This is a genomic window from Actinomadura sp. NTSP31 (genome assembly GCF_041951385.1).
Taxonomy (GTDB): domain Bacteria; phylum Actinomycetota; class Actinomycetes; order Streptosporangiales; family Streptosporangiaceae; genus Spirillospora; species Spirillospora napierensis.
Genome location: NZ_JBGNUT010000032.1, coordinates 67,029 through 91,580 on the forward strand (window position 1 = coordinate 67,029; position 24,552 = coordinate 91,580).

The 24,552-nt window shown below is 67.7% G+C and carries 22 protein-coding genes and 2 pseudogenes; 11 read left to right on the forward strand and 13 right to left on the reverse strand.

Features of this window, described 5'->3' with window-relative positions; translation table 11 throughout:
• Positions 1 to 87 precede the first annotated feature (87 nt).
• Positions 88 to 372, forward strand: a complete 285-nt coding sequence (locus ACA514_RS38710) for a hypothetical protein (RefSeq protein WP_375046272.1) — start codon at positions 88 to 90, stop codon at positions 370 to 372.
• 46 nt (positions 373 to 418) lie between these two features.
• Here ACA514_RS38710 and ACA514_RS38715 read toward each other — a convergent pair whose 3' ends face one another.
• The 4 genes from ACA514_RS38715 to ACA514_RS38730 form a co-directional block, all read right to left on the reverse strand.
• Positions 419 to 829: a VOC family protein gene (locus tag ACA514_RS38715; RefSeq protein WP_375046273.1), complete on the reverse strand. Its 411-nt coding sequence runs from the start codon at positions 827 to 829 to the stop codon at positions 419 to 421.
• A gap of 10 nt (positions 830 to 839) precedes the next feature.
• The gene (locus ACA514_RS38720; protein WP_375046274.1) at positions 840 to 1,286 is read right to left on the reverse strand and encodes a helix-turn-helix transcriptional regulator; all 447 of its coding nucleotides are present in this window, start codon (positions 1,284 to 1,286) and stop codon (positions 840 to 842) included.
• Positions 1,287 to 1,489: 203 nt separating this feature from the next.
• Positions 1,490 to 3,868: an ATP-binding cassette domain-containing protein gene (locus tag ACA514_RS38725; RefSeq protein WP_375046275.1), complete on the reverse strand. Its 2,379-nt coding sequence runs from the start codon at positions 3,866 to 3,868 to the stop codon at positions 1,490 to 1,492.
• 106 nt (positions 3,869 to 3,974) lie between these two features.
• Positions 3,975 to 4,325, reverse strand: a complete 351-nt coding sequence (locus ACA514_RS38730) for a VOC family protein (protein WP_375046276.1) — start codon at positions 4,323 to 4,325, stop codon at positions 3,975 to 3,977.
• A gap of 205 nt (positions 4,326 to 4,530) precedes the next feature.
• Between ACA514_RS38730 and ACA514_RS38735 the strand changes: the two genes are divergently transcribed.
• Both ACA514_RS38735 and ACA514_RS38740 read left to right on the forward strand, forming a co-directional pair.
• Positions 4,531 to 5,922: a glycoside hydrolase gene (locus tag ACA514_RS38735; protein WP_375046324.1), complete on the forward strand. Its 1,392-nt coding sequence runs from the start codon at positions 4,531 to 4,533 to the stop codon at positions 5,920 to 5,922.
• Between the two features lie 56 nt (positions 5,923 to 5,978).
• Complete coding sequence (locus ACA514_RS38740; protein ID WP_375046277.1) at positions 5,979 to 6,377, forward strand: VOC family protein; 399 nt, start codon at positions 5,979 to 5,981, stop codon at positions 6,375 to 6,377.
• 7 nt (positions 6,378 to 6,384) lie between these two features.
• On the opposite strand, the gene ACA514_RS38745 is transcribed toward ACA514_RS38740, so the two are convergent.
• On the reverse strand, positions 6,385 to 9,234 hold the full coding sequence (locus ACA514_RS38745) for an AAA family ATPase (RefSeq protein ID WP_375046278.1): 2,850 nt from the start codon (positions 9,232 to 9,234) through the stop codon (positions 6,385 to 6,387).
• A 126-nt stretch (positions 9,235 to 9,360) separates the two neighbouring features.
• Between ACA514_RS38745 and ACA514_RS38750 the strand changes: the two genes are divergently transcribed.
• Positions 9,361 to 9,900, forward strand: a complete 540-nt coding sequence (locus ACA514_RS38750) for a dihydrofolate reductase family protein (RefSeq protein WP_375046279.1) — start codon at positions 9,361 to 9,363, stop codon at positions 9,898 to 9,900.
• A 41-nt stretch (positions 9,901 to 9,941) separates the two neighbouring features.
• On the opposite strand, the pseudogene ACA514_RS38755 reads toward ACA514_RS38750, so the two are convergent.
• Positions 9,942 to 10,415: pseudogene (locus ACA514_RS38755) on the reverse strand (dihydrofolate reductase family protein); the annotation flags it as partial.
• A 99-nt stretch (positions 10,416 to 10,514) separates the two neighbouring features.
• Between ACA514_RS38755 and ACA514_RS38760 the strand changes: the two are divergent.
• A complete protein-coding gene (locus ACA514_RS38760; protein WP_375046280.1) occupies positions 10,515 to 10,976 on the forward strand; it encodes a DUF6196 family protein in 462 nt (153 codons plus the stop codon).
• 357 nt (positions 10,977 to 11,333) lie between these two features.
• Here the strand turns inward: ACA514_RS38760 and ACA514_RS38765 are convergent, their stop codons facing one another.
• A complete protein-coding gene (locus ACA514_RS38765; RefSeq protein ID WP_375046281.1) occupies positions 11,334 to 12,317 on the reverse strand; it encodes a zinc-dependent alcohol dehydrogenase family protein in 984 nt (327 codons plus the stop codon).
• Between the two features lie 87 nt (positions 12,318 to 12,404).
• Between ACA514_RS38765 and ACA514_RS38770 the strand changes: the two genes are divergently transcribed.
• Both ACA514_RS38770 and ACA514_RS38775 read left to right on the forward strand, forming a co-directional pair.
• Positions 12,405 to 12,788: a winged helix-turn-helix transcriptional regulator gene (locus tag ACA514_RS38770; RefSeq protein WP_375046282.1), complete on the forward strand. Its 384-nt coding sequence runs from the start codon at positions 12,405 to 12,407 to the stop codon at positions 12,786 to 12,788.
• A 606-nt stretch (positions 12,789 to 13,394) separates the two neighbouring features.
• A complete protein-coding gene (locus ACA514_RS38775; RefSeq protein ID WP_375046283.1) occupies positions 13,395 to 13,808 on the forward strand; it encodes a hypothetical protein in 414 nt (137 codons plus the stop codon).
• Positions 13,809 to 14,379: 571 nt separating this feature from the next.
• Here the strand turns inward: ACA514_RS38775 and ACA514_RS38780 are convergent.
• On the reverse strand, positions 14,380 to 14,625 hold the full coding sequence (locus ACA514_RS38780; RefSeq protein ID WP_375046284.1) for a hypothetical protein: 246 nt from the start codon (positions 14,623 to 14,625) through the stop codon (positions 14,380 to 14,382).
• 173 nt (positions 14,626 to 14,798) lie between these two features.
• Positions 14,799 to 15,305, reverse strand: a complete 507-nt coding sequence (locus tag ACA514_RS38785; protein WP_375046285.1) for a hypothetical protein — start codon at positions 15,303 to 15,305, stop codon at positions 14,799 to 14,801.
• 383 nt (positions 15,306 to 15,688) lie between these two features.
• Here ACA514_RS38785 and ACA514_RS38790 point away from each other — a divergent pair, with 383 nt between their 5' ends.
• Entirely contained in the window at positions 15,689 to 16,210 is a 522-nt protein-coding gene (locus ACA514_RS38790; RefSeq protein WP_375046286.1) for a restriction endonuclease, read from the forward strand.
• Between the two features lie 897 nt (positions 16,211 to 17,107).
• A complete protein-coding gene (locus ACA514_RS38795; protein WP_375046287.1) occupies positions 17,108 to 17,839 on the forward strand; it encodes a hypothetical protein in 732 nt (243 codons plus the stop codon).
• A gap of 541 nt (positions 17,840 to 18,380) precedes the next feature.
• On the opposite strand, the gene ACA514_RS38800 is transcribed toward ACA514_RS38795, so the two are convergent.
• Positions 18,381 to 20,198 (reverse strand): tetratricopeptide repeat protein, encoded by a 1,818-nt coding sequence (locus tag ACA514_RS38800; protein ID WP_375046288.1) that lies wholly within the window; start codon positions 20,196 to 20,198, stop codon positions 18,381 to 18,383.
• Positions 20,199 to 20,308: 110 nt separating this feature from the next.
• A pseudogene (locus tag ACA514_RS38805) lies at positions 20,309 to 21,442 on the reverse strand (transposase); the annotation flags it as partial.
• Positions 21,443 to 21,788: 346 nt separating this feature from the next.
• Here ACA514_RS38805 and ACA514_RS38810 point away from each other — a divergent pair.
• A complete protein-coding gene (locus tag ACA514_RS38810; protein ID WP_375046289.1) occupies positions 21,789 to 22,232 on the forward strand; it encodes a hypothetical protein in 444 nt (147 codons plus the stop codon).
• 922 nt (positions 22,233 to 23,154) lie between these two features.
• Positions 23,155 to 23,385: a hypothetical protein gene (locus tag ACA514_RS38815; RefSeq protein WP_375046290.1), complete on the forward strand. Its 231-nt coding sequence runs from the start codon at positions 23,155 to 23,157 to the stop codon at positions 23,383 to 23,385.
• 52 nt (positions 23,386 to 23,437) lie between these two features.
• Here the strand turns inward: ACA514_RS38815 and ACA514_RS38820 are convergent, their stop codons facing one another.
• Entirely contained in the window at positions 23,438 to 24,055 is a 618-nt protein-coding gene (locus ACA514_RS38820; RefSeq protein ID WP_375046291.1) for a tyrosine-type recombinase/integrase, read from the reverse strand.
• Complete coding sequence (locus tag ACA514_RS38825) at positions 24,024 to 24,383, reverse strand: hypothetical protein (RefSeq protein ID WP_375046292.1); 360 nt, start codon at positions 24,381 to 24,383, stop codon at positions 24,024 to 24,026. The genes ACA514_RS38820 and ACA514_RS38825 overlap by 32 nt, the downstream gene beginning before the upstream one ends.
• Between the last annotated feature and the right edge of the window lie 169 nt (positions 24,384 to 24,552).

Here is a 24,552-nt window from a genome sequence, read left to right on the forward strand (position 1 = left end):
ACGATGCGCCGACCATGCCAGTAATCACTGGAAACTTGTGCGCGCGGTGACAAGAAAACCCGCCGGCCGGCGGGCAGGATCGGGCCCATGAGGAAGATCACCGCAGCCGGGGCCGCCCTGGCGCTCGCCGGAACCCTGGCCCTCGGCACCGTCCCCGCGCAGGCGGCCCCGAAACCGAGGCAGGCCCCGCCGGCGGACGTCCTGAAGCGGCTGCCCGCCCCCGTCCAGAAGGCGATCGGGGAGACCTTCGGCACCCTCGGCTGGGACGCGAAGGGCCCCTACATCGTCTGGGGCAGCATGTCGTGCCACCTGCACTTCCTGGACCCGAACGAATGGTCGTGGGCCTGGGACACCGGCCCCTGCTGGTTCTGACGGGCTGGTTCTGACGGGCTGGTTCTGACCGGCGGGCCCGGGGCGCTCAGGGCAGCTGCTGGATCCGGATCAGGTTGCCCGCGGGGTCGCGGACGGCGCAGTCGCGGACTCCGTACGGCTGGTCCGCCGGCTCCTGCACGACCTCCGCGTCCCCGGCCTGCAGGCGCTTGAACGTCCCCTCGAGGTCGTGCGTCGCCAGCTGGACGAGGGCATAGGTGCCCTTGGCCATCATCTCGGTGATGGTGCGGCGCTCGTCGTCGGTGATGCCGGGGTCGGCGCCCGGCGGGTACAGGACGATCGACGTGGCCGACCGGTCGGCCGGGCCGACCGTGATCCAGCGCATCCCGCCGTACCCCACGTCCAGCCGGACCTCGAAGCCGAGCACGTCGCGGTAGAAGGCGAGCGACTCCTCCGGGTCGGTGTGCGGGAGGAAGGTCGAGTGAACGGTGATGTCCATGCTGGTCAGGCTAACCCGGCGGCTCGCCGTCCGGCGGCCTTCGGGCGCGGACCGGCCGGGTCACCTGCTTGGCCACGCACGCCGGCATCCCGGCCGTCGCGCGCGCCCCCTCGCGCCGGTAGACGCTCGGCGGCACCCCGACCAGCTCGGTGAAGCGCGTGCTGAAGGTGCCCAGCGACGAGCAGCCGACCGCGAAGCAGACCTCGGTGACGCTGAGGCCGCCGCGACGCAGCAGCGTCATCGCGCGCTCGATGCGCCGCGTCATCAGGTAGCTGTACGGCGATTCGCCGTAGGCCTGCCGGAACGCGCGGCTGAGGTGCCCGGCCGACATGTTCACGCCGCGCGCGAGCGCCTCGACGTCCAGCGGCTGCGCGTAGTCCCGGTCGATCCGGTCGCGGACGCGGCGCAGCCGCGCGAGATCGCGAAGGCGCTGCTCGGCGGCCGGTTTCGAGGTCACCACCGGATCGTACGACGCGGGTGCGACAGTCTGGCGCCCCCGGCGCCCCTGTCGCCCCCCGCGCCCCGCCAGTCGCCCGCGCGCCTGCTGCTGCGGGACCTCGAACGCCATCCGCCCGTAATGCACCGTCTTCACCACCGTTCGAGGCCGCCGAGCCGGAACCGACGACAGGACGCGTCGCACGACGTCGGCGAAGGCCACGTTCAGGCGCCGACATAGTCCGCGAGGTGCTCGCCGGTCAGGGTGGACCTGGCGGCGACGAGGTCCGCCGGCGTGCCCTCGAACACGACCCGGCCGCCGTCGTGGCCGGCGCCGGGACCGAGGTCGATGATCCAGTCGGCGTGCGCCATGACCGCCTGGTGGTGCTCGACGACGATGACCGACTTGCCGGCGTCGACGAGCCGGTCGAGCAGGCCGAGCAGCTGCTCGACGTCGGCGAGGTGCAGGCCCGCGGTCGGCTCGTCCAGCACGTAGACGCCGCCCTTGTCGCCCATGTGGGTGGCCAGCTTGAGCCGCTGCCGCTCGCCGCCGGAAAGCGTGGTGAGCGGCTGCCCGAGGCTGAGGTAGCCGAGCCCGACGTCGGCGAGCCGGCCGAGGATCTTGTGCGCGGCCGGCGTGCGCGCCTCCCCGGTGCCGAAGAACTCCTCGGCCTCGGTCACCGGCATCGCGAGCACCTCGCTGATGTCCCGGCCGCCGAAGCGGTACTCCAGCACCGACGCGTCGAACCGCTTGCCGTCGCACTCCTCGCAGGTGACGGGCACGCCGGCCATCATCGCCAGGTCCGTGAACACGACGCCGGCGCCGTTGCAGCCGGGGCAGGCGCCCTCGGAGTTGGCGCTGAACAGCGCCGGCTTCACCCCGTTGGCCTTCGCGAACGCCTTGCGGATCGGGTCCAGCAGGCCGGTGTAGGTCGCCGGGTTGCTGCGCCGCGAGCCGCGGATCGCGCCCTGGTCGATCGACACCACGCCCGCGCCGGCCGGGATCGACCCGTGCACCAGCGAGCTCTTGCCGGACCCGGCGACGCCCGTCACGACGACGAGCACCCCGAGCGGCACGTCCACGTCGACGTCCCGCAGGTTGTGCGTGCTCGCCTCGCGGATCTCGAGCGTGCCGGCCGGTTTCCGCACCGCGTCCTTGAGCGCGGCCCGGTCGTCGAGATGGCGCCCGGTGATGGTGCCGGCGCCCCGGAGGCCCTCGACGGTGCCCTCGAAGCAGACCGACCCGCCCGCCGTGCCGGCGCCCGGCCCGAGGTCCACGACGTGGTCGGCGATCGCGATCATCTCCGGCTTGTGCTCCACGACCAGCACCGTGTTGCCCTTGTCCCGCAGCCGCAGCAGCAGGTCGTTCATCCGCTGGATGTCGTGCGGGTGCAGCCCGATCGTCGGCTCGTCGAAGACGTAGGTGACGTCGGTGAGCGACGAGCCGAGGTGCCGGATCATCTTGACGCGCTGCGCCTCGCCGCCCGACAGCGTGCCCGACGGCCGGTCCAGCGACAGGTAGCCGAGCCCGATCTCCACCAGCGACCCGAGGGTCCGCCGCAGCGCGGTGAGCAGCGGCGCCACCGACGGCTCGTCCAGGCCGCGGACCCACGCGTCCAGGTCGCTGATCTGCATCGCGCAGGCGTCCGCGATCGAGATCCCCTCGATCTTCGAGGAGCGCGCCGCCTCCGTGAGCCGGGTGCCGTCGCAGTCGGGGCACACGGTGGTCGTCGTCGCCCGCTCCACGAACGCCCGGATGTGCGGCTGCAGCGCGTCGGCGTCCTTGGACAGCATCGACTTCTGGATCTTCGGGATCAGCCCCTCGTAGGTCAGGTTGATCCCGTCGACCTTGATCTTGGTCGGCTCCTTGTGGAGCAGGTCGTCCAGTTCCCGCTTGGTGTACTTGCGGATCGGCTTGTCCGGGTCGAAGAACCCGCAGCCGCGGAAGATCCGGCCGAACCAGCCGTCCATGCTGTAGCCGGGGATCGTGAGCGCGCCCTCGTTCAGCGACCTGGAGTCGTCGTACAGCTCGCCGAGGTCGATGTCGGAGACCGACCCCCGGCCCTCGCAGCGCGGGCACATGCCGCCGGTGATGCTGAACGCGCGCCGCTCCTTCACCGTCCTGCCGCCGCGCTCCACCGTGACCGCGCCCGCCCCGCTGATCGAGCCGACGTTGAACGAGAACGCCTTCGGCGAGCCGATGTGCGGCCGGCCGAGCCGGCTGAACAGGATCCGCAGCATCGCGTTGGCGTCGGTGGCGGTGCCGACCGTGGACCGCGGGTCGGCGCCCATCCGCTGCTGGTCGACGATGATCGCCGTGGTCAGCCCGTCGAGGACGTCCACCTCGGGCCGCGCCTGCGCCGGCATGAACCCCTGCACGAACGCGCTGTACGTCTCGTTGATCATCCGCTGCGACTCGGCGGCGATCGTGTTGAACACCAGCGAGGTCTTCCCCGACCCGGACACCCCGGTGAACACCGTCAGCCGGCGCTTCGGGATCTCGATGCTGACGTCCTTGAGGTTGTTCTCGCGGGCGCCGTGCACGCGGATCAGGTCGTGGGTGTCGGCGACGTGCGGCACGTCCGTCCTGGTGGTCATGCTCATCCTGCCTCGGTCGGTGGGCGGTCTCCGTCCGGCGTCCCCCGGCTCGGACCGACAGTATGTCCGGTTCGCCGGAGCCCCGGCCGGGTTCCGGCCGGGGCGCGGCGGATCACCGGTCCTGGACCAGTCCGAGGACGTTGCCGTCGGGGTCGGTGAACGTGGCCACCAGGCGCCCGCCGCCGACGTCGTGGGCGGCCTCCTTCAGCTTCGCGCCCGCGGCCGTCACCTCGGCCAGCTTCGCCTCGATGTCCGCCACGTGCCAGTAGGCCACCGGCGAGGCCATGTCCTGCTGCCCGCCGGCCGGCACCAGCCCGATGTGCTGCCCCTCGGCATCGAAACCGACGTAGTAGGACGAGTCGGCCGTCGGCTCGACGCCGAGCAGCGCCGCGTACACCGCCTTGGCCGCCTCCAGGTCGGTCACCGGGTGCAGCACGGTCTTGATCCCCTGCGTGGAAGTCATGATCACTCCTGGGTTCGCCTTCCGGGCGCGGAGCCCGGCCATGCCGACGACGCTATGCGCGGCCCGGTCACCTGCGCTTCTTGATTCCTGACCGGTCTGGTCACCTGCCGCGCGCGGAACGATCGGGCAAAGTTCTGGAAAGCGCCGGATAGCGCCTCCCTGCCGGAACACACCCCCGGATGGACGGAAGAGCGGGGGCGTGGACATGTCCGACGAACGGGTCATCGATCCGCACGGCGCGTACACCTGGGACGGCTGGGGCACCTGCCTGTCCTGGTGGGCGAACACCGAACTGGGCACCCGCGACGACCTGGCCGCCGCCCTGTTCGGCCTGGACACGGTCGAGGTCGGGGCCGCCGAACTTCCCGGCCTGGGCCTGAACATCGTGCGCTACAACCTGGGCGCCTGCACCTGGACGCCCGAATCCGCGATGGTCGAGTCGCCCGCCATCGTCCGCCGCAAGCAGATCGAGACGTTCTACGACGGTGCCGCATGGAACTGGTCCGCCGACGCCCACCAGCGGACCATGCTGGCGAAGGCCCGCGACGCGGGCGCCGACGTCTTCGAGATGTTCTCGGTGTCACCGCCGTGGTGGATGACGGTCAACGGCAATCCCTCCGGCGCCGAGCAGGGCGCCCAGGACAACCTGGAATTCCAGTACCAGCAAGCCTTCGCGCGCTTCATCGCCGCCGTCACCAGACGGGCCCGCGACGAATGGGGAATCCGCTTCGCCTCCGTCGAGCCGTTCAACGAGCCGTCACTGAACGCCTGGCACGCACGCCAGAACCAGGAGGGCTGCCATTTCACCCTCGGCGCACAGGAGGCGGTCATCGAGTACCTGCGCCGCGCGCTGGACGAGCACGGCCTGCACGACGTGCTGATCGCCGCGTCCGACGAATGCCATTACACCGACGCGGCGGACACCTGGCAGAAGCTCACCGAAAGCACCAGACGGCTCATCGACCGCGTCAACGTGCACGCCTACGAACGCGACGAGGACTGCCGCAGCCGCACCAGACTCCGCAAAACCCTCGGCGATACACCGGTATGGCAATCGGAGTACTCCGAAGGCGAGCCCGACGGAATGTCGATGGCACTGAGCATCAGCCGCGACCTTCGCCACCTCCGGCCTCGCGCATGGGTCTGCTGGCAGCCGGTTGAAGCGCTCGATTGGGGCCTGCTGGACGGCGTGTACGACGACCAGACCCCGAACCCGACCGGCGGAGCCAAAGGCACGCTCGAAGGCCGGGTCGGCGGCGTCAACACCAAGTACCACGTCCTCGCCCAGTACACCCGCCACATCAGACCAGGGGCACGAATCCTCGACTCCGGCCACACGAACACCGTCGCCGCCCACGACACAAAGACCCGCCGCCTAACCCTGGTAACCGCCAACAACGGCCCCCAACAAACCATCACCTACAACCTCAGAAACCTGACCGAAAGCACGACCACCGCCCACACCTGGGTCACCGACACCTCGGGCACCCGCCGATACACCCGCGAACCCGACACCCAGGTCCACGCCGGAATCCTCACCGTCCTCCACCCCCCAAACACGGTCACAACCCTGGAACTCAACAACATCACCCCCTAACCACCGCCCCCAACCGCGCGCGCATCAATGCGATCTCGCGTGTGAGAGAGTGGTTCATGCCCTTGAGCGCGTATGAACTCAGGACTTCGGTCGCCGTGTCCGACATACAACAGGCGGTCGCGTTCTACGAAGGCAAGCTGGGCCTGGAGGCGCTGTGGTCCGGCCCCAGTGCCCACATCGCCGGTGGCAGCCGCATCTACGGTTCCGGTGGCGGGCCGGCGCTGAACGTGTACCAATCGGGCACCGCCGGAAAGAGCCCGGCGACACTGGCGACGTGGTACGTGGACGACATCGACCAGATCGTTGACGAGCTGACCTCGTCCGGCGTCGAGTTCGTCCGTTATGACCAGTATGAACACGATGCCAAAGGGATCACCGCGCGAGCCGGCGGCGGACGTATCGCCTGGTTCCAGGACCCGGACGGCAACACCTTCGCCATCGAAGCCGACGTCTGACCGGCTGTCACTTCTCGTCGAAGAGGTGCGTTCGGTGGGCCCATGCGGCGGCTTCCAGGCGGGTCGACACCGTGAGCTTGGCCAGGATGTTCGAGACGTGGACGCCGGCGGTCTTGGCGGAAATGAACAGGTGCTCGCCGATCTGGCGGTTGCTCAGGCCGGCCGTCAGGAGTTCCAGTACTTCGAGTTCGCGGTTGGTGAGCCCGGCGGGAGTCGCGTGCTGCGGGACGGGCGCGTCCACGAGCACGCGGGACCGCTTGGCCAGCTTCTCGATCTCCGTGCGGAGCGGGCCCGCCCCGAGGTCGGTCGCGATCGACGCGGCTTCGGTCAGGAGGACGGCCGCCTGGCCTCTGTCCTGGGCGGACAACGCGGCGCGTGCGGCGCGAAGCAGCGTCTCGGCCAGGGCGTAGGGCTGCTCTAGATCGCGCCACGCCGCGATCGCCCGGGGCCACGCGTCGATGCCCTCCTGACCCGTCTCGGCCTCGAACGTCACCTTGTAGGCCTGCTGGAGTCTGCCGGTGGCCGTGAGCTTCGTGCTCCAGGCGATCAGCCGCTCGATCAGGCCCTCGGCCTGCCGGTGGTCGCTCAGGCTCTGTGCGGCGGCGAGCAGCAGGGGCCAGCCGTAGCGGGGGCTGACCAGCAGATCGTGATCGCTGAGGACGTGGTCGATGACCGCGGCCACGGCACCGGCGTCCTGTTTGACCTGGGCCAGCCGGCAGTCCAGCAGGTCGGGCTCCAGGCACGACTCCTCGCCGCGGTTGTTGCCGCGCAGGGCGGCCCTGGCCTGCTCGGCCGCCCTCTCCGCCTGGCCGACGTCCCCTCGCCTGAGGTCGACGGTCGCCTGGATGATCCTTAAGTACGCCTGGTAGAGCGGCGGCGGCGCCAGGCCCAGCGCGTCCCGGTTGACCTCGCCGGCCGCGGGCCAGTCGCCGAGCGAGAGCAGCGACTCGGAGAGGTTCGGCGCCAGGAGCGTGCCGCGGGTGCGGGCCAGTCCCAGGCCGTCGGCGAGGGCCATGCCCTGCCGCGCGACCTGCGCCGCCCGCGCATGCTCGCCGGCGGCCTCCAGGGCGTCCGACTCGGTGATCGCCACGAGCAGCCGGGTGTCGTCCGCGCCGGCGTCGCGGGCGGCCGCGCCGGCCTGCCCGAACAGGTCGGTCGCCGCCGGCAGGTCCGCGTTCGCGGCGGCCAGCGCGGCGAGCGTGACGAGCGCCTTCGCCTGGACGACGCGATCGCGCGTCCGGCGTCCGATCTCCAGCGCCTCCTCGGCGGACGCGCGGGCCGCCGCGAGCCGGCGGTGGTTGCGCTGCGAGGTCGCCAGCTCGGCCAGCACCCGTCCGCGCACCGCCGACGCCGGGGCGGCCGGCAGGGACCGGGCCGCTTCCAGCAGGTCGGGCAGCGGATCCTGGCCGTCGCGGTCGCGCATCGCCGCCCGCGTCACGAGCAGCGCGGCGGCCCGCTCGGGGTCCGGCGACTCGCCGAGCGCGGCGGTCGCCACGGCGATCCCGGCGTCCAACTCGCCGGCGTTCAGACAGGCTTCGGCGGTCATCTCCATGACCGTGAGCCGGTCGGCGCCGATCCGGTCCGGCAGGTCCGGCAGCCGGTCCCAGAGCCGGAGGACGCGATCGAGCATGCGGTGGCGCTCCGCGTGCGCGTACGCCCGGCGCGCCGATTCGGCGGCCTGCCAGGCGGCCTCGGCGGCGCGGGCGTCCTCGCCGGCCGCGTACCAGTGCACGGCGATCTCGACGGGTGCGCGGTCGGCCGGGACCAGCCGCCGGTCGGCGCTGATCGCCTCGGCGCAGCGCCGGTGCAGCCGGACGCGTTCACCGGGCAGCAGCCCGTCGTGGACGGCCTCGCGGATCAGGTCGCGGCGGAAGGCGTACCCGCCGTCGACCACCTCCAGGAGCCGGCGGCGGACGAGCGGCCGGAGCGCGTCCTCGAACTCGAGATCGTCCATCCCGACGAGCGCCGCCAGCAGGCCGTGCGCCACCGGGCTGGCGGCGACCGCGGCCGCGTGCACGACCCGCCGGCTGGGCTCGGGCAGCCGCTCGACGTCGGTCAGCAGCAGATCGCGCAACGACCGGGCGGGCGCGTCGCCGGCGGCCACCAGCGCTTCGACGAAGAGCGGATTGCCCTCGCTGCGCCGGAAGATCCGCTCCACCCGCGGCTCGCCGGGGTCGTGCCCGAGCAGTGCGGCGACCTGCTGCGCCACCGCGTCGCGGTCCAACCCGGTCAGCGCGATCCGGCGCACGTTCTCGCCGCGGGCCACCAGCGGACGCAGCGGATGCGTCGCGACGATCTCGTCCGGCCGGTACGTCCCGACCAGGAGCAGACCCGGCCCGCTGAGGTTCTGCGCCAGAAAGGACAGCAACTCGCCCGTGGACCGGTCGGCCCAATGCAGGTCCTCCAGAGCCACGACCAGCGGACGGTCGGCTGCGGACCCTTCCAACAACAGGAGAGCCTCTTCGAACAGCCGGGCGCGGCCGAGGTCCCGGTCCGGGTCGCCGTCGTCCTCGCCCAGCTCCGGTAACAGCCGGGCCAGCCCGCGCCGTCCGCCGCCGGGCAGCAGGCCCGCGGCCACCGGGACGCCCATCGCCCGCACCAACCTGCGGAGAGCCGTGACGAAGGCCCCGAACGGCGGCCCGTCGGTGCCGAGATCGGTGCACCCGCCCGCCACCGTCCGCGCGGACGCGCCGAGTCCGGACGCGAACTCCCGGACCAGCCTGGTCTTGCCCATGCCGGCCTCGCCGCCGACGAGCACCACCGTCGCCTCCCGCGCGGCATCGCCGTGCGCGGCCAGCAGCGCCGCGCGTTCCCGTTCCCGGCCCACCAGAACCGGGCTCACCGAACGGCTCGCCATCGCCACAGAGTAGCCCGCGCACCGGAATCTAAAGAGGCGCCAACGCCCCGACTAAGGCATCAGCCCAATGTGCCCGGCCACCATGCCGGACACCCTGGAAGGGCACTCCACCGAAAGGAACCCGCCATGCGCATCCGTACCCACATCGCCGTCAGCGTCGACGGCTTCATCGCGTCGCCCGACGGACTGCCCACCATCCTGACCGCACCGGACTTCGAATCCGGTCTCTCGCACGGCCACCCCGAATTCATCGCCGACTGCGGCGCGGTCCTCATGGGCCGCAACACCTTCGCGCCGGCGGTCGGCTCACCCCACTGGCCGTGGCCGAACCTGCGGGTCTTCGTCCTGACCGGCCGTCCGCTCCCGGAAGGGACGCCCGACGGGGTCGTGTCCGCCGCCGAACCGGCCGAACTGCTCCGCCTCATGCGCGACGCGGACTTCACCGGCGACGTCCATCTGGTCGGGGGCCAGCAGACCATTCAGGCCTTCCGCGACATCGACGCCCTCGACGAACTCGGCGTCGTCGTCATGCCGATCCTGCTGGGTGACGGCCTCCGCCTGACCCCGCCCAAGACCTCCGCCACCCCCCTCCAACTCACCGCCACCCGCACCTTCCCGGACGGCTCCGTCGAACACGTCTACACCCCGTCCCACAACCAAAACTGATCAAGAATCAGCCGCCTAACCGATGCCACCGTGACTGTGCGTCACTTGCCGGCCGGCGCGTACACCAGTTCGAGAATTCCAGACGGGAAGGCCGTGCTTTTCACCAAGCGCAGGTTCAGGGGCTGATCCAGCTCGGGGAACAGCGGCGCGCCCTTACCGGTGGCGGCGGGAAGCACCCACAGCCGGTACTCGTCGACCACGCCGAGCCTGATGAGGGAGTGCATGAACTCGGTGCCGCCGGCGGCGACGAGATCCTTGCCGGGCTCGGCCTTGAGCTTGGCGATCTCCTCCGCCGTGTCACCGCCGGCGATCCAGGTCTCGGGCCAGTCGTCCGCGGTTTCAAGGGTGCGGGAGAACACGACCTTGGGAATCTCGTTCATGGCTCTGGCGGACGGGTGGTCGGAGCCGGCCCAGTATCCGGCCTCCCACAGCCGGCTGACGAAGTACTCCTCCTGCTGGGGGTCGTCAATGCCCACCATGACGTCCCAGATTCCGTGCGTGAAATAGGCGACACGACGACGGCGTTGCCACGACGGCGCCCTTTAAGGAGCCTCCGGCGGGGACGCGATCGCGCGATGACCCCCGAGCGGTTTCACGGATCAAGGAGTTCGTTGATGGTCAGTGTGAGTATGGAGACTGCGGAACAAACAGAAGAGCGGCTACGCCGTGTGATCGCTCGGGCTGAACTGGTCGTGCACGACGGCGTCTGGTGTTTCGAGGAATCTCCGGCCGATCAGCCGCCGGCACTCACTCCCGAGACGCTTGCAGTCGTTCGGGACCAGGAGAGTTGGAGTCGCCTGGTCCCGCTCACCCAGCAGGATGACGCTATCGAACGCTTTGGAATCTTCTCCTTTCACTTCATCGACCAGGTGGACAACAGCGGTTTCGTCGGCTGGCTGGCCACCCGCCTCAAAGCTGAACTGGGGACCGGCGTATTCGTTGTCTGCGGCAGCAACCGCGCCCGCGGCGGCATCTATGACTACTGGGGTTGTCCCATCGACCTGCTGGCCCAGGCCGTCACGGTCGTCGAGACGCTACGAGCCCGAGGCCGTGACAGTGAGGCGGACGGCGCCTAGTGCCAGACCTGCGCCGGTAGCGGTATCGAAACCCCGACGCTGAAGGACGCGCAGCCGCTCCAGCGGGTCGGGAAAGCGCTGTGGCCCCAAGACCGATGACTCGGACGCTGCGGGAGCACAAGCGAGATCGGCGACCGAACAAGCGGACACTACGGCCTCGTCTTCCCTCCCCACGCGGCACCCGGACAACCTCGGCCGCTCCTGGGCCGACGTGGAGTCGATGCGCTTCCACGGCATGCGGCACGTCCCTGCGCCCTGCTGGACCTCGTGATGCCGTCAAACGAGTACAACTGCCCTCCGCGCCGCCCGGCCTGCTCTCTGCCTTGGTCGACGTGAAGCTCGAACGCGCGGTGTTGGTCAGACCGTGACGACGATCTTCTTTCCGGCGTCGAGCCCCTTCTCGAGGTGGCGGTGTGCCTCGACGATGTCGTCAAGGTCGAACACCTTGCCGATGGCGGGCCGCAGTGCGCCGAGGCGTACACCGGCGTTCATGAAGGCCGCCATGCGCTTCACCACCACGGGGTCGAGGGTGTGCTCGAAGCTCCGGTAGCCGAAGATCGTGAGCGGCGTGCCTCCCGGGAAGGAAGTGGGGCGAGGGTCCAGGAAGCCCGCGGCGACCAGCGTTCCGCCGGGGCGGGCCGCCTTCAGAAGATCCTGCTGGCCGGGGCCCATGACGAGGTCCAGGACGATGTCGGCGCCGGTCCCGCCGGTGTGTTGGCGGACGGCTTCGACGACGTCCACGTGGTCGGTCGCGATTACCGCGGCGGCACCGGCGGCGATCAAGTCGTCCTTCTTCGCGGTGTGCCGGGTGACGGCGATGGGGACGGCGCCGATCTGATTGGCGATCTGCATCGCCGCCCGGCCGACGCCGCCGGACGCCGCGGTGATGAGGACGTGGTCGCCGGGACGCATCCGCGCCTTCTCGATGAGCGCGCCGTAGGCGGTGGAGTACGCGACCCAGATCGCCGCCGCCTCCGTGATTCCGAGCCCGGCGGGCCGGGCGACGACCCGGCTCGCGGGGACCGTGGTGTATTCGGCGTAGCTGCCGCTTACGCTCGCGTCCGGAATCGCCGCGAGAATGACCGGATCGCCGATCTGCAGGCCGGTGGCCTCGGGGCCCACCGCATCGATGACGCCGGTTCCTTCGACACCGAGGCGAGCGTGCGGCAGTGGGACGGGTGCGGGCGAAGTGCCGGAACGCATCAGCTGGTCGAGCGGGTTGACGGCGAACGCTTCGATCCTGACCCGTACCTCGCCGGCTGCGGGCTCGACGACCCGCTCCTCGACGACGTGCATGACTTCCGGCCCGCCGAACTCGTCGAACACAACGACTCGTGGCATGGTGACTCCTCCGCATCTTGTGCTGGATTCGTTGCTCACCGAAGACGTTACGGAGCCGTCGGTTACCTCCTGGTACCTTCGATATCCATGCAGAACACGGCTGGACCGACCTTCCTCGCCGACTGCCCCACACGACTGGCGGTCGAGATCCTCTCCGACAAATGGGCCGTCCTCGTCCTCTTCGGGCTCAGCCGCCAGCCTCGCAGGCACGGCGAGCTCGTCGACCTCATCGGCGGCGTCTCGCGCAAGGTCCTCACCCAGACGCTGCGCCGACTCCAGCAGTACGGTCTGGTCGAACGCCATGCCGAAGCGCCCCGACGGGTCGAGTACAGCCTCACCGACCTCGGCCAGACCCTCGTCGAACCCATCGAGGTCCTAACGAACTGGGCGAGGGACCATGGCGGAGCCATCGCCGACTTCCAGGAGGCGTCGGCAGCCGCTACTCCTGCCCGGGCCCGCCGGGCGAGTTGATCTAGAAGGAACCGAACCGCGGGCTCACAGTCGACCAGGCGCGGGATGGCGAGCCGTGCGCAGCTAGAGGTGGTCCAGACCCTTCAACGGCTCGCCGGCGAACTGCGGTTCGTCCCGCCCAAGACCCAACGACTCAACGCGAACCACCCCGCTGCCGGACCCGCGCGTCACGACGCTCTGCGAACACCGGGTGAAGCAGGACACCAACGGTCCGACACTTGGCCGCGCTGGCAGGATCACGGGCTCATCTTCCCGTCGAGCCTCGGCACTCCCATGAAGCCGGACAACCTCCGCGGTAACTGTGGCCACATCCGCGCCGCTACGGGCCTCGGCTCAACGCGACTTCACGACATGCGACACACCTGCGTCTAACTGCTCCTCGACCTCGGCGCCCCGCCGCACATCGTGCGAGAGGTGGTCGGGCAAAGCGATCTCGAGGTGACGATGACGATCTACGCGCACCCGTCCCTCGAGGACAAGCGGGCGGCGCTCGGGAAGTTGGAGGATGCACTCGGCTGAGCCTCGGTATCCCTTGACGGCCCCGCACGTGCGTCCGGGGCCGTCAAGCGTTTGAGAGGTGCAACGGGGCAGCTCTAGGGTCGGCCGATGCGCTACCTACCGATGTCCTTGACCCTAGGGGCGCTCCGCCGTGGGTGCGGCATAGAGCAACTCCTCGGCGGCTTTGAGGAAGACGGGCGCCGCGGAGTGAGGCACGCCGCAATCTCTCCGACGTCCAGCGGCCTCTGTTACGTCACGTGTACGGCTGTTGAAGACACGGTGGAACTCGATCGGCACGAGGGCCTTCTCTATCCGAGCGATGATGCCTTCTATCCGGAGGACGCCAACAGAGAGGGTGCCCGGCCGGTTGGCACTGCCCCGACACCAGAGAGGGCCATTGAGTTGGCCGAGCGGGAGTTGGGCGCTGATCCGCGCTTGTGGGTCAATCTGGGGATGCTGGGCTACGAGTACAGAGACTTCGTGGAGCGCGGCCGACCGCACGGCCCATGGCAGCCGACGTGAGTGGCCGTTGCTGTCACCGTTGCCGTCAAAAGGCCCGGAACCTGATCAGGTTCCGGGCCTTTTGGCTGGTCATTGAGGTGGGCAGGGGCGGGGTCGAACCGCCGACCTTCCGCTTTTCAGGTCACAGCGTCCAAGCGCTGTACTGACCTGCGAAAACCCAGGTCGCTCACGAGCGAGAAGCCGATAAGCGGATTGTGTTCCTCGCCAAGCTATCACGCTGTGCCACAGGAAGACCACCCAGAGCTTGCAGCGTACAAGCCTGCTGGTCTGGGCCCAGTTGCAGAGACCCCCAGCAGCGACCACCCGGCTGCAACTCCACCGAGTTCGGGCGGTGCCCGAGACGCGCCCGTGGCGGCCGCTGTGCGAGGCTGATCTCGTCAGAAGCTGTCGCCAACGGTGAGTCGTCGAGAGTCGCGCGCTCTCTTCCTCGACACACCTCAATCTGCTGGGTGAGCATCCGTCTTTCAGGAGTAGCAACCATCCCGCGGCTGCCCCGCTGGCCGAAGTCAGACGGTGCCTGACATACGCCCGTGGTGCCTTCTGGCGGCCGTCGTTGCCATCAACGTCGCCGTCACCGGTCGGCCAGTCGACCTCGCGCTTTCAACCTCCGGACGTGCCGCTCGTGCTGCCCGGCGTGGCGCCGCTGCGCGCGGTCGATGAGCAGCGTCCGCGGGTTGGCCGCCAGCTCGTACAACTCGACCTCGAACGGGTCGGCGTCGTACTCGATGAGACGAGCCAAGGTGTTTCGATCCTGCTCGACAGTGGCTCGCCGGCGGTGTTCCCGCCAGACAAGCTCGCTCGCCTCGGCCTCGGCCATGCTCCGACGATAAGGCCTCTTCTCGCCGTGACGACCCTCTGCTGTACGACCCGGTCAGTCATCCGACGACTCGTGGTGGCTGTCACCGGCCAGTGCTTGAAGGTCTCGCACTGACTCGGCCCCCAGGGGCAGACCATCCACGCCCAGATGCCTTCGCATCCTCGGCGAGACCGTCATCGGTGCCGTCCAGCCTTGGTGCACTGAGTGATCTGACTCGGAACGGGCGTAACCGGGTAGGTGGTGATCCCCTGTGCCCAGTTCATGAGCAGCCCTTCTGTCCCGTCGAGGTCGGTCATGACGAGGGAAACCGCTAGTCCCTGCTCGCTCCAGGTGTTCCAGATCGCCCACCCTTCGGGGCGCGGATCCACGTTGAGGCGCTGACATGCCGTCTCATAGTCGTCGTCCATACCGAACGGCATGGCCGCCGGCCTCAGCAGGACGACTCCTGCCAGGCGCATCCTCGGCCGGTCGGCCTCTTCATCCAGGCAACCGTCACCTTTGTAGTGGTAGTGCCGGAGAGCGCCAGCCAACTCCTTCACAGCCCTGCGGAGCGCGCTCGTGTCCCCGGACTCCTCGTCGCCGGCAAGCCATCCATCGCCGGCAGCCGCGTCGACCACAGCACGAGCGCGAGCCTCGACCTCTCGCAGATACTCGTATTCGCTCAGCTCAGGACGGGCCACGGCGTCAGTTTGGCACGGCACACTTGATCGGGAGGCCCGGTTTTCTCTGGCGCCGTCGACTCGAAGCATCTGGCTACAAGCAAGATCAGGACCGTCCAGGGCTATCCCCACGAGTCCCCTGACCAGCCCCGCGCCGTCCTGCACGTCCCCACCCGTCCAAGATCTCTGCTGTTAGCGCCACCCTTAGCACGCACGCTCGTCCCGGAGGGCACGCCCGCGCGAATGGCGAGACTGTGTGACAGACAGCTTCGCGCGGGCGTGCCCTCCGGCCCGCGGGCCCCCGCATCACTCCGCCAACCTCCTGAGGCTGACCACGGCCTTAGCGCCAAGAGCAGCGGGGCGCATTGATCTGAGACCACGATACGGAGGCTAGAATATTCGCCGTGGCGCGTCGACGGCGGAATATGAGTGACCCAAGATGGCTAACTTACGAAAAAAAGGTTGCCGAGCTACTCCAAAAACTGGATTCAAGATCTTTCGTTGAACATAATGGTAAGCAGGTTGGAGAAATTAGCCTCACTCCCAGGCAGTTGGATGTTGTTGCCACAGGAACTGTCGTAGGTCAACCAATCAAAATTGTGGGTGAATGCAAGTGCTACCGCACCAGGCCGGTGACCGTGGGTGGCATAGATGAATTTATTGGAAAGTTGCTGGATGTGGGCGCCGACCGCGGAATCTTGTTCTCGTATACGGGTTTCAGTGATGGTGCTTTTCTAAGGGCTGCCGGTGCAAGGGGGCCTAGTGTAGGGCTCATTGCACTAGGTGAAATCGAGATCGAGAACGGGGCTCCCTTGGCGCATTCAGCCTCCATGGCGCCAGACTCCTCGACAAAGCAAATAGTAATCACGGAAGATTACCGAGATTTTCTAGAGCAGGGAACCTTCCTCTATCAAGAGGAATTTTGACTGCTTGTCCCGGTGACTCGTCACGACGCCGGGAGAGCCGGCGGCCTGAGCGCCCGCTTCTCAGAAGTAGCAACCACTCTGCCGCCGCCCTGTCCACCGAGGTCAGATGGTGCCCGACGTGCGCCCGCGGTGCCGGTCGGTTGCCGTCGTTGCCGTCACGGTTGCCGTCAACGCTCCGGTCTGAAGCCTGTCCCGACCCACGGACACGGAGGGTTGGAGGGGGCTCTGTGCAGTCGTAGCGGCTCAAGACGGATGGCTCCTGAGGTCGTCCGAGCTTACGGAGCCGCTCCCGGGTGTATCTGACGGGGCCGTGCACACCGGTTTCCATGCCGACGACCTACCCGCTTGACCGTGAGCTGTGCTGAGACCGTTTCATTACGAGTCTCACGAGCAAGATCCACAATCGTCCAGACCGGTCCGCTGACCTGCTGGGCAGCCCCGTCAAACATCTCCGAGTTCCACCTTCGACCAGGCTTGTCCAAACCCGCCGTTAGCACTCTCGTAAGCAAGCCAGAGCGCCCCGCACCGATCGGGCCGGGGTGCTCGTTCACGCGAACGGCACACAAAGGTGTGACAGAGCGTCCCGCGCGAACGAGCACCCCGGTGTGCCGAGGGGACTGGGGCGGGAGGTTGCCGCTTCGGGCACGAGCGACCATTCTCCTCAAAACGGAAATTACCACCCACTCACTGCGTTTCCGGATGGACTGTTCCCAAACTTCTAACTTCCCACTTCCGAGTATGGGTTGATGTAGATTGAAGCGTCCTCGACTGCTTCGGTACAGGCTTGCGAGGCGTGAGTGGCACGCTTATTGCCATGCTCGGGAGGCCGAGGCAAGATCTGCAGCTATCCCCCTCGCGACCAGTGGTTGTCATGAATTCGCCTTCAAGGATTTCAGCGTGGGCAATATCTTCGTAGTCTTGATTGCCATCACTGTTACCAGCGTAGCCTTGCTCATACTCAGGCATATCGTCAAGCGGCGGCAAAATGCAGGCGACTCCACAACTTTCTGGCAATGGCTTGAACGAGCTAGTTGGGTGACCGGCTCCCTTGGAACTCTGCTGGCAATTCTAGTGCTGATCTCCGCTTCCGGCTCTAATAGTTCACCAGATTCTCCGACCGAAATTCCGTATCCTGCACAACGCTCGCAACCCGTCAACGCGGGTCGCGCTCCTTGGGATGCACCACAACTACGAGAAGACGAAGCGCCAAAAATATTAGTGCACGAGTGGCGAAGGGCGAATAATCGCGACGACTGTGCTCCGATTGCTCCTGCGCAGCTCGGCGCGGGGGCAGGCGCCCATGTTCGCCGCGCGACCTTCGATGGAGGATGGGGAATTACCTACGAAGACGCTAGGGGTGATTTCACCATTGCAGGCACCAGCGAACCTGCTTCAGGCGGAGTAGATCCTGCCGACCCATGGCGCTACCATGTTCGTTGGAATGACGGAAGTATCGTGGGTTACGGCACAGAAGGGGGCCAGTACGGCGGTGGACCAGACTCGACCACATATCTGGCCTATCTGGCCATCCCCGGCCAAGGCTGCCTTTACAACATCAGCACAAAGCTTGGCAAGGGGCATCTGGAGTACCTATTGACGCAGTTGAGAATTGTGAACGTCTCAGAGTAAGCTAGCGGATCGCACAAAATCCTCGCGTGGGTCGGTCCTATCTGCTGATAGCTTATCGACATGAGCCACGAAAGTCCGACGCGGGTGAACTCGTCGTATTCGGGCATACAGGTGGTCAGGCGCGGCGGGACAGGCCGCCCGCCCTGCACGCGCGCCGGCACGAGGAGGAAGATGACGGCGGCGCGGGCAGAAACGTTGGTACGCGTGACCCTAATGGCTGTCCGCGATGGCGGCAGAAACGATCAAGGTCCAAGTTTGGGGATCACATGTCTTGCCCTGGACCTTCTGCGGGAGCGGGTGGCGGGATTTGAACCCGCGCGGTCAGCTTGGGAATCAAACCGATGCGGGCAGTCATAACGGCTGAGTTGGCCTTCACGTACCGCAAGTGACCGCGACTACCCCCTCGATGCGAACCACCGGCACCCCGCACCTCTTCACTATCCGCCTCAGCCACAGCGTGCGCCGATGTGTGATCACGTAAGTCAGCGGGAGCCGTTGTTGCAGTACTTCTGTGCTGTACGACTCCCTTCAACCAGGGTGCTCATATGCTTCGTCCGAGGTCGTGCAGCACGCTGGCGAGGTTGCTGCGGCTGACCGCGGTGTGGGGGTGTTCAGGACCCAACACCCGCGTACTGGTCTCCAGTACCGCGCGGCCCTCGGCCTCGGCCTCCCTCAACCGCCCCAGGCCATGCAGCACGCTGGCGAGGTTGCTGCGGCTGATCAGAGTGTCGGGGTGTTCAGAACCCAGCACCCGCCTGCAGATTTCATACTCAGCGCGGCCCTCTGCCTCGGCCTCCTCCAACCGCCCGAGGCCATGCAGCACGCTGGCGAGGTTGCTGCGGCTGGTCAAGGTGTGAGGGTGTTCAGGGCCCAACACCCGCGTACTGGTCTTTAGTACCGCGCGGTGTTCGGCCTCGGCCTCCTCCAACCGCCCGAGGCCGCGCAACACGAGGGCGAGGGTGCTGCGGCTGGTCAAGGTGTCGGGGTGTTCAGGTCCATGTTGGTCGTGGTTGGCGGTCAGTGCTTGGCGTACAGCGGTCTCTGCCAGCCGGTAGCGGCCGTGGTCATATGCCGTGTCGGCGAGGTTCATTGTGTCGGCGGCGTCGGCGTGGGCCAAGGTCTGGATGATGGTGGGTTCGGGCACATGGTCGCCGGGAGGGGTGGTGCGTTGGACGCTGTCCACCAGGTAGTCGAACACCTCATACCGGTCGTCGGTGACGGCGTGCAGCAGGGCATTGCCCGATTCGCGGACCTGGGTCGCCCATTGCCAGGCTTGCTCTTCGGTCTCGGGACGCAGCCGGGCACCGCCGTACCGGTCGAGATAGTCGGCATGCAGTTGGGCGAGCAGTTCCCTAGGAAGTGGTGCGGTGAACCCGGCCCGGCGCACGTCCACGGCGGCAGCCACAAGCGCGGCGGCGCGAGGATGCCCGCCACGGATCCGCGCCCGCTCCCACTCCTGAAGCAGTTGGGGCCCACAGGCCAAGTACTCGGCGATCCCATAGCTGTCGGCATGCTCAAGTGCATCGGCGACCCGAGAGTCCTCCACCGCAAGGTCTCGGGCGCGCTCCCGCTCGGCCTCGCTGAATCGGTGTTCCACGAAGATCCGGTGGGCCTGTTCCAAGACTGCGCGGCTGTCGCGCTGCGCCTGCCGCCCCTCGGCATCGTCGCCGCCGGCGGTCAGGCGGTCCTCTTCGGCGGCCCGCAGCGTGGCCACGATCACCCTGTGGTGCTCATCCCCGGCCAACACCTCGGCGACCTGCCTGCGGGTCAGACCACCGGCCCCCAAGTAGTCGTGGATGTCATTGAGCCACAGCACACACCGGCGAATCGTGGCGGCCCTACGCACCGCCGCCGCCACCCCATCCCGGTTCTCCGGCACGATCAGCGTGTGGTCGGGCAACATCGCCCGTACCGCCTCGAACGCCGCCCGCGTCTTACCCGCCGCCGAATCCCCGACCAGCAGCACAAACCCGCCGCTGCCAAGTTCCCGGCGAAGCTCGGCGTCGATGTCACGCAGCACGTACACCGGCACCCGGTCCCCGCTCCGTCCCGGCTCCCCAGAACCTGCCGAGAGGGTGGTCTCCCTACGCCGCGCGGGATGGACCCCTATCGTGATCGGGTCGATGATGTCCCGCACGCGAGGGAGTTTGCCGCCAGGGGTGAACGTTCCCTTGATCAATTCCTGGTCGAGGGTCTGGCGGTCCTGCATGTCCTTCTCGAACCGCGTCTTCCAGACTCCCGCGAACAACGTCGCAAGCGGGACCAGCACCGCAGCGGCGGTCAGCAACCGCCAGTCCTTCACCCCCGCCGCAGCCAACACCCCCGGCGCAGCCACCAGCAACGCCGCCGCACTCGCCAAGAACCCCGTCCCGACAGCCCGGTTCCCGCCCACACCTCACCACCCGTCCCGAGCCGACTCCGTTGACGGCAGGCTTACACGCACCCCATCCCGAAACAGCCCCAGATGGCTCAATGTGACCTCACCTGGCCGCACCGCCGTCTAACCCGCACGGTCGCGTCTCGCCTCGGAGTGCTCATCCGCGCGAACGGTGAGACGGTGCGACAGACCGATTCGCGCGGGCGTGCCCTCCGGTTCGCGGGGGGCTGGGGGCTGCGAAGCCAATGCAGTTGCTTTAGGGAGGTGCCTGGGTCTTGGCAGGGCGTGGGGTGTCGTTGAACGCGCGGCCTGCTTCGCGCCGGGGTTTGCTCTTGACGGTCTGGCTGTGGGCCCAGCGGCCTGGGGCGACGTGGCGGTGGCCTGCGCGGGTGCGCAGTACTGGCCATCTGCTGGGCTTCTTGATCGCTCGGTGGTTGTGCCGGCCGGTCCGGGGAGGCGGGAGGCGCCTGCGTGCCTCGTGCAGTGCCTCGGCGAGGGCATGGGTGAGTTCGCTGCCGGTGGTTGCGACCTGGGAGAAGATGCTTCTGCGGATGATGCGGACGCAGGTCAGGTAGGAGATCCTGTCGGTGTCGACGACCGGACCGGCGCTGACGGCGGCCGCATGGGCGAGGCGGCGGATCGCGTGATGGACGGCGAGGAAGGCCCAGAGTTCCTGGCGGGGCTCCTTCGGGTGTGCGTGAGCGTAGCGGTCCTGATGGGCCGAGATGGTTCTTCAGCTCGTCGAAGGCCAGCTCGATCTCCCAACGCTGCCGGTAGAGCGCTACCAGTTTCTCGGCGGGGTAGGCATGGTGGTCGGTCAGGGCCGTGCCCAGATGGATGACCTTGTCGCCGGCGGCGTAGCTGATCACGCGGAAGATGATCTGTGCGGGTGGCGTCCGGCCTTGCTCTCTGGCGCGCCGCCGGACCCTCTTGCTGCATGTCGAGGTGGACAGGACCGATCCGTCGGCGAGTTCTTCCAGTGCGGTGCCCAGGTGGTTGGACTGCAATCTGACCAGCAGTTCGGCCTCCGTCGCGGTGAAGACGTCAACGACCTCGGCTGACCAGAATCCCCGATCGGCGATCACCAGGTCGCCGGCACCCGTGGCGGGTGTCAGGGCAAGCGCCAGACTCCGTTCCCCGTCCCGGTAGCCGCCCATCGCGGTGTCCAGCACCCCATGTGTGCCGATCTCTGACAGCACCACAGCCCTGATCTGCGGAAACCCGAACGGGACACCCCTGGAGGAGGGCCCTCGAAACTCTCGCCAAGATCCTCGACTGGGCGAGAGCCTTCAACGGGCCTGGCCTGCTGGACCTGGCGTCCTGGGAGGACACTCCGAAACCGCTCGACACCGAAGCCGTGGCCCGAATGATTCGCGCCTACATCGCGGCGGGCGGAAGCGAGCATGCTGCCTCAGAGCGCGGGGGATTGCCTGCTGAGGAGTGGGCCGGCGGCTGGCACCGCGTCTGGATCTGCGAGTGGTACCTCCAGCAATGCGTCCGCTGGATGCCCGATCCTGCAAACGACGCGGCGACTCAGCACACGGTCTTGAGGCACCTGACGGAGGCAGTGCGATGCCTGACGCAGTGAGCAACGTCCATTCGTCCACACGGCTCGCTCTCCCCGAGGGAGGCGCCGCGGACATCGACCTGAAGATGGTTCCGCTCGTCCAGGCGCTCTGGGCGATGGGACTGCGCACGGCCGGGTGCTGCCAGGACCTCGGCGAGTCCACGGCTCTCAGCGGTGACAGTGCCGGACGCGAACGCTTCGGCCAGTACTACCGAGACCAGGCCTGGCTGAAGATGCCCGTCGAAGACGGCCGAATCATGCTCGCGCACCTCGCCGAGCACCCCCGGTTCCGTGATCGCTTCAACCGCTGGACCCGCCCGGACGCCTGGGAGAGCTACGTGTACCTGCTCGCGGACGGCAACGACGTCCAACTCTCCGCCTGGGCCCAAATCCACTTACCCAACGACCAGCTCGACGAGGCGACCACCACCCTCGCCAACCTTCTGTGAACAGTCGACGCGATCCAGGCCAGCCCTCCAACTTGAAGGCGCCGTCACGCCGCCTGTCCTTCATGAGAAGGCCAGCGAGCTCGAATCGGCCGGAAGGCCGTCAGTGATGGAACCGCGCCCGGTTCCATCGCATAAGAGGTGCGTTATCCATTTCTTGCCCCGCCTGGGGTTGGCGGTGCTGCCTGCACGACTGTAGGGGGCACCTGATGCCCGCCCACCGCAGGCTGCACGGGGCAAGATATGGATATCGTGCCATTTTTGTGGCCGGACCGAGCGCGGTCCGTTGGTGTGGGATGGGGATCGGGCGCGATCCCGGACGCGATGGCGTCCGCAGTTGGGAAACCAGCTCGTGTCGACGGCAAGACACGGGGGAGCTGCCGGCCCCTGGAGCTGGCGTCCATCACAGTCGGTGGGAAACCGAGGCATCGCAGCGTCCCTCTTCAGACATCGCAGACCACGTTGCGCAGTACGGAAGGAGGCCGACTTCTCCGCCGCCGCTTCGTCTGGTGTCCAGACGGCCGTCCGTTCGCGCGGACGATGTCGGCCGATGAGCGGACGGCGTCGGCCGATGAGCGGACGGCGTCGGCCGAAGCGCGGACATCTCGTCCGCCGCGCGGCGGAAGAGCGGACGGAGCCCGGTCAGCTCGGGGACGGCTCGTACGCCGCCCGATAGATCGGGCAGACGATGCAACAAAGGGCATATCGGATAGGCGTGATTCGGTGGCAACTGCAACACGCCTTGATGCTGCGACGATTGACTATCACTACGATGCAATGCATCGTCGATGAGTTGGCCTGAAAGTAATGGCATTTCCGTCAAACTAGATCGAAGCGACGCAAATGCGTTACTGGCTGATGAAGAGAAGCGTATCCGGCAGGAAGGGCGATGATCTGAGTATCAGCTACCTGGAGTAGGGGGACTGTGGCGGGGATCGACAAGCGGATCGCTGTGCTTGTGTCCTGGAGCAAGACCGGGGACCGGAAGCAGCGCACGAAGCCGGGGCGGGACGCGTTCGTGGCCCGGTTCGAGCGAGAGGTTGACCCGGAGGGCGTGCTTCCGGTGGAGGAGCGACGGCGGCGGGCCGAGTTGGCCAAGCGGGCCTACATGCTGCGACTGGCGAAGCGGTCGGCGCAGGTGAGGAAGAAGGGCTGACCTACAGCGAAGCCCCGGCGCGTGCCGCGCCGGGGCTTCGTCGTGACGTTGGTCAGTCCTCCATGATGCGGTCGTAGGTACGGCGGGCTCGGGTGCCGGCGGCGCTGCGGCCGTAGCGGCGGAGCATCTGGGGTGATGACCAGCCGTTGAGTTCCATGAGGTCGCCTTCGGCTCCGCCCTTGTCGAGCCAGGTCTGGGAGAAGTGGTGGCGGAACTTGTGCGGGTGGACGGCGACGCCGCATTCCTCGCCGCTGCGGACGACCATCTGGTAGATGCCGTTGGCCGTCATCGGTGGACGGTTGTTGGTGCCCAGCCACAGGTGCCTGCTGGAGGCGTAGGTGTGCTTGGCGCGGACCCGGATGTAGCGGTCGATGGCTCGGGCGGACGGGTGCCCGAAGCGGACGATGCGCTGCTTGTTGCCTTTGCCGGTGACGAGGAGTTCGCGGCGCATCAGGTCCAGGTCGCCGCGGTCGGGGTCGTCGGCGTCGTAGATGATGCCGGCGAGTTCGGACAGCCGCAGGCCGGTCGCCTTGAACAGCGACAGGATGGCGAAGTCGCGGCGCTGGGTGAAGGTCTTCCCTTCGCAGTGCTTGAGGAGCTTGGTGAGTTCGTCGTCGGTGAAGACCGGGACGACCTTCTCACCAACGGCGGGCGGACGGAGCTTCGCCATGGGGTTGGGCAGTTCTTCGTCGGTGGACCACCACTTGAAGAACTGCTGCAGCGCCCGGTACTGGTTGTTGGCCGTAGCTGTCGGAGTAGGTGTTGAGCAGCCAGACCGTCCAGGCGCGGACGTCGTCGGTGGTGACGTCGTCCCAGTCGGTGTGGTCGGTGTTGCGTCGAAGATGCTCGGCCGCGAACCACTGCGCCGCTTCGGCGTAGGTGCGGACGGTCTTCGGGGACTTCCCCTCGGCGTTGAGATGCAGGGTGAACGAGTTGATCGCGGGCTGGAAGGCGCCTGCTCGGAGATCCTTCGGACGCCGCGTACGCGCGGTACCCATGGGAGTGAGAGTTTTCCTCTGTTCAAGCGGTGTACACCGGAAGTGATCAATCCGTTACCGGTGTTTCCGCTGGTCAGAGAACCAAGGTGGGCAGGGGCGGGGTCGAACCGCCGACCTTCCGCTTTTCAGTGAACGACGCTTCGACCCACGCACACCCCGCGTGACCTCC

Coding starts and splice junctions, on each gene's coding strand:
- ACA514_RS38710 (WP_375046272.1), top strand. CDS start 88: ATGAGGAAGATCACCGCAGCCGGGGCCGCCCTGGCGCTCGCCGGAACC.
- ACA514_RS38715 (WP_375046273.1), bottom strand. CDS start 829: ATGGACATCACCGTTCACTCGACCTTCCTCCCGCACACCGACCCGGAG.
- ACA514_RS38725 (WP_375046275.1), bottom strand. CDS start 3,868: ATGAGCATGACCACCAGGACGGACGTGCCGCACGTCGCCGACACCCAC.
- ACA514_RS38730 (WP_375046276.1), bottom strand. CDS start 4,325: ATGACTTCCACGCAGGGGATCAAGACCGTGCTGCACCCGGTGACCGAC.
- ACA514_RS38735 (WP_375046324.1), top strand. CDS start 4,531: ATGTCCGACGAACGGGTCATCGATCCGCACGGCGCGTACACCTGGGAC.
- ACA514_RS38740 (WP_375046277.1), top strand. CDS start 5,979: ATGCCCTTGAGCGCGTATGAACTCAGGACTTCGGTCGCCGTGTCCGAC.
- ACA514_RS38745 (WP_375046278.1), bottom strand. CDS start 9,234: ATGGCGAGCCGTTCGGTGAGCCCGGTTCTGGTGGGCCGGGAACGGGAA.
- ACA514_RS38750 (WP_375046279.1), top strand. CDS start 9,361: ATGCGCATCCGTACCCACATCGCCGTCAGCGTCGACGGCTTCATCGCG.
- ACA514_RS38760 (WP_375046280.1), top strand. CDS start 10,515: ATGGTCAGTGTGAGTATGGAGACTGCGGAACAAACAGAAGAGCGGCTA.
- ACA514_RS38765 (WP_375046281.1), bottom strand. CDS start 12,317: ATGCCACGAGTCGTTGTGTTCGACGAGTTCGGCGGGCCGGAAGTCATG.
- ACA514_RS38770 (WP_375046282.1), top strand. CDS start 12,405: ATGCAGAACACGGCTGGACCGACCTTCCTCGCCGACTGCCCCACACGA.
- ACA514_RS38775 (WP_375046283.1), top strand. CDS start 13,395: ATGCGCTACCTACCGATGTCCTTGACCCTAGGGGCGCTCCGCCGTGGG.
- ACA514_RS38780 (WP_375046284.1), bottom strand. CDS start 14,625: ATGGCCGAGGCCGAGGCGAGCGAGCTTGTCTGGCGGGAACACCGCCGG.
- ACA514_RS38810 (WP_375046289.1), top strand. CDS start 21,789: ATGCCTGACGCAGTGAGCAACGTCCATTCGTCCACACGGCTCGCTCTC.
- ACA514_RS38820 (WP_375046291.1), bottom strand. CDS start 24,055: ATGGCGAAGCTCCGTCCGCCCGCCGTTGGTGAGAAGGTCGTCCCGGTC.
- ACA514_RS38825 (WP_375046292.1), bottom strand. CDS start 24,383: ATGGGTACCGCGCGTACGCGGCGTCCGAAGGATCTCCGAGCAGGCGCC.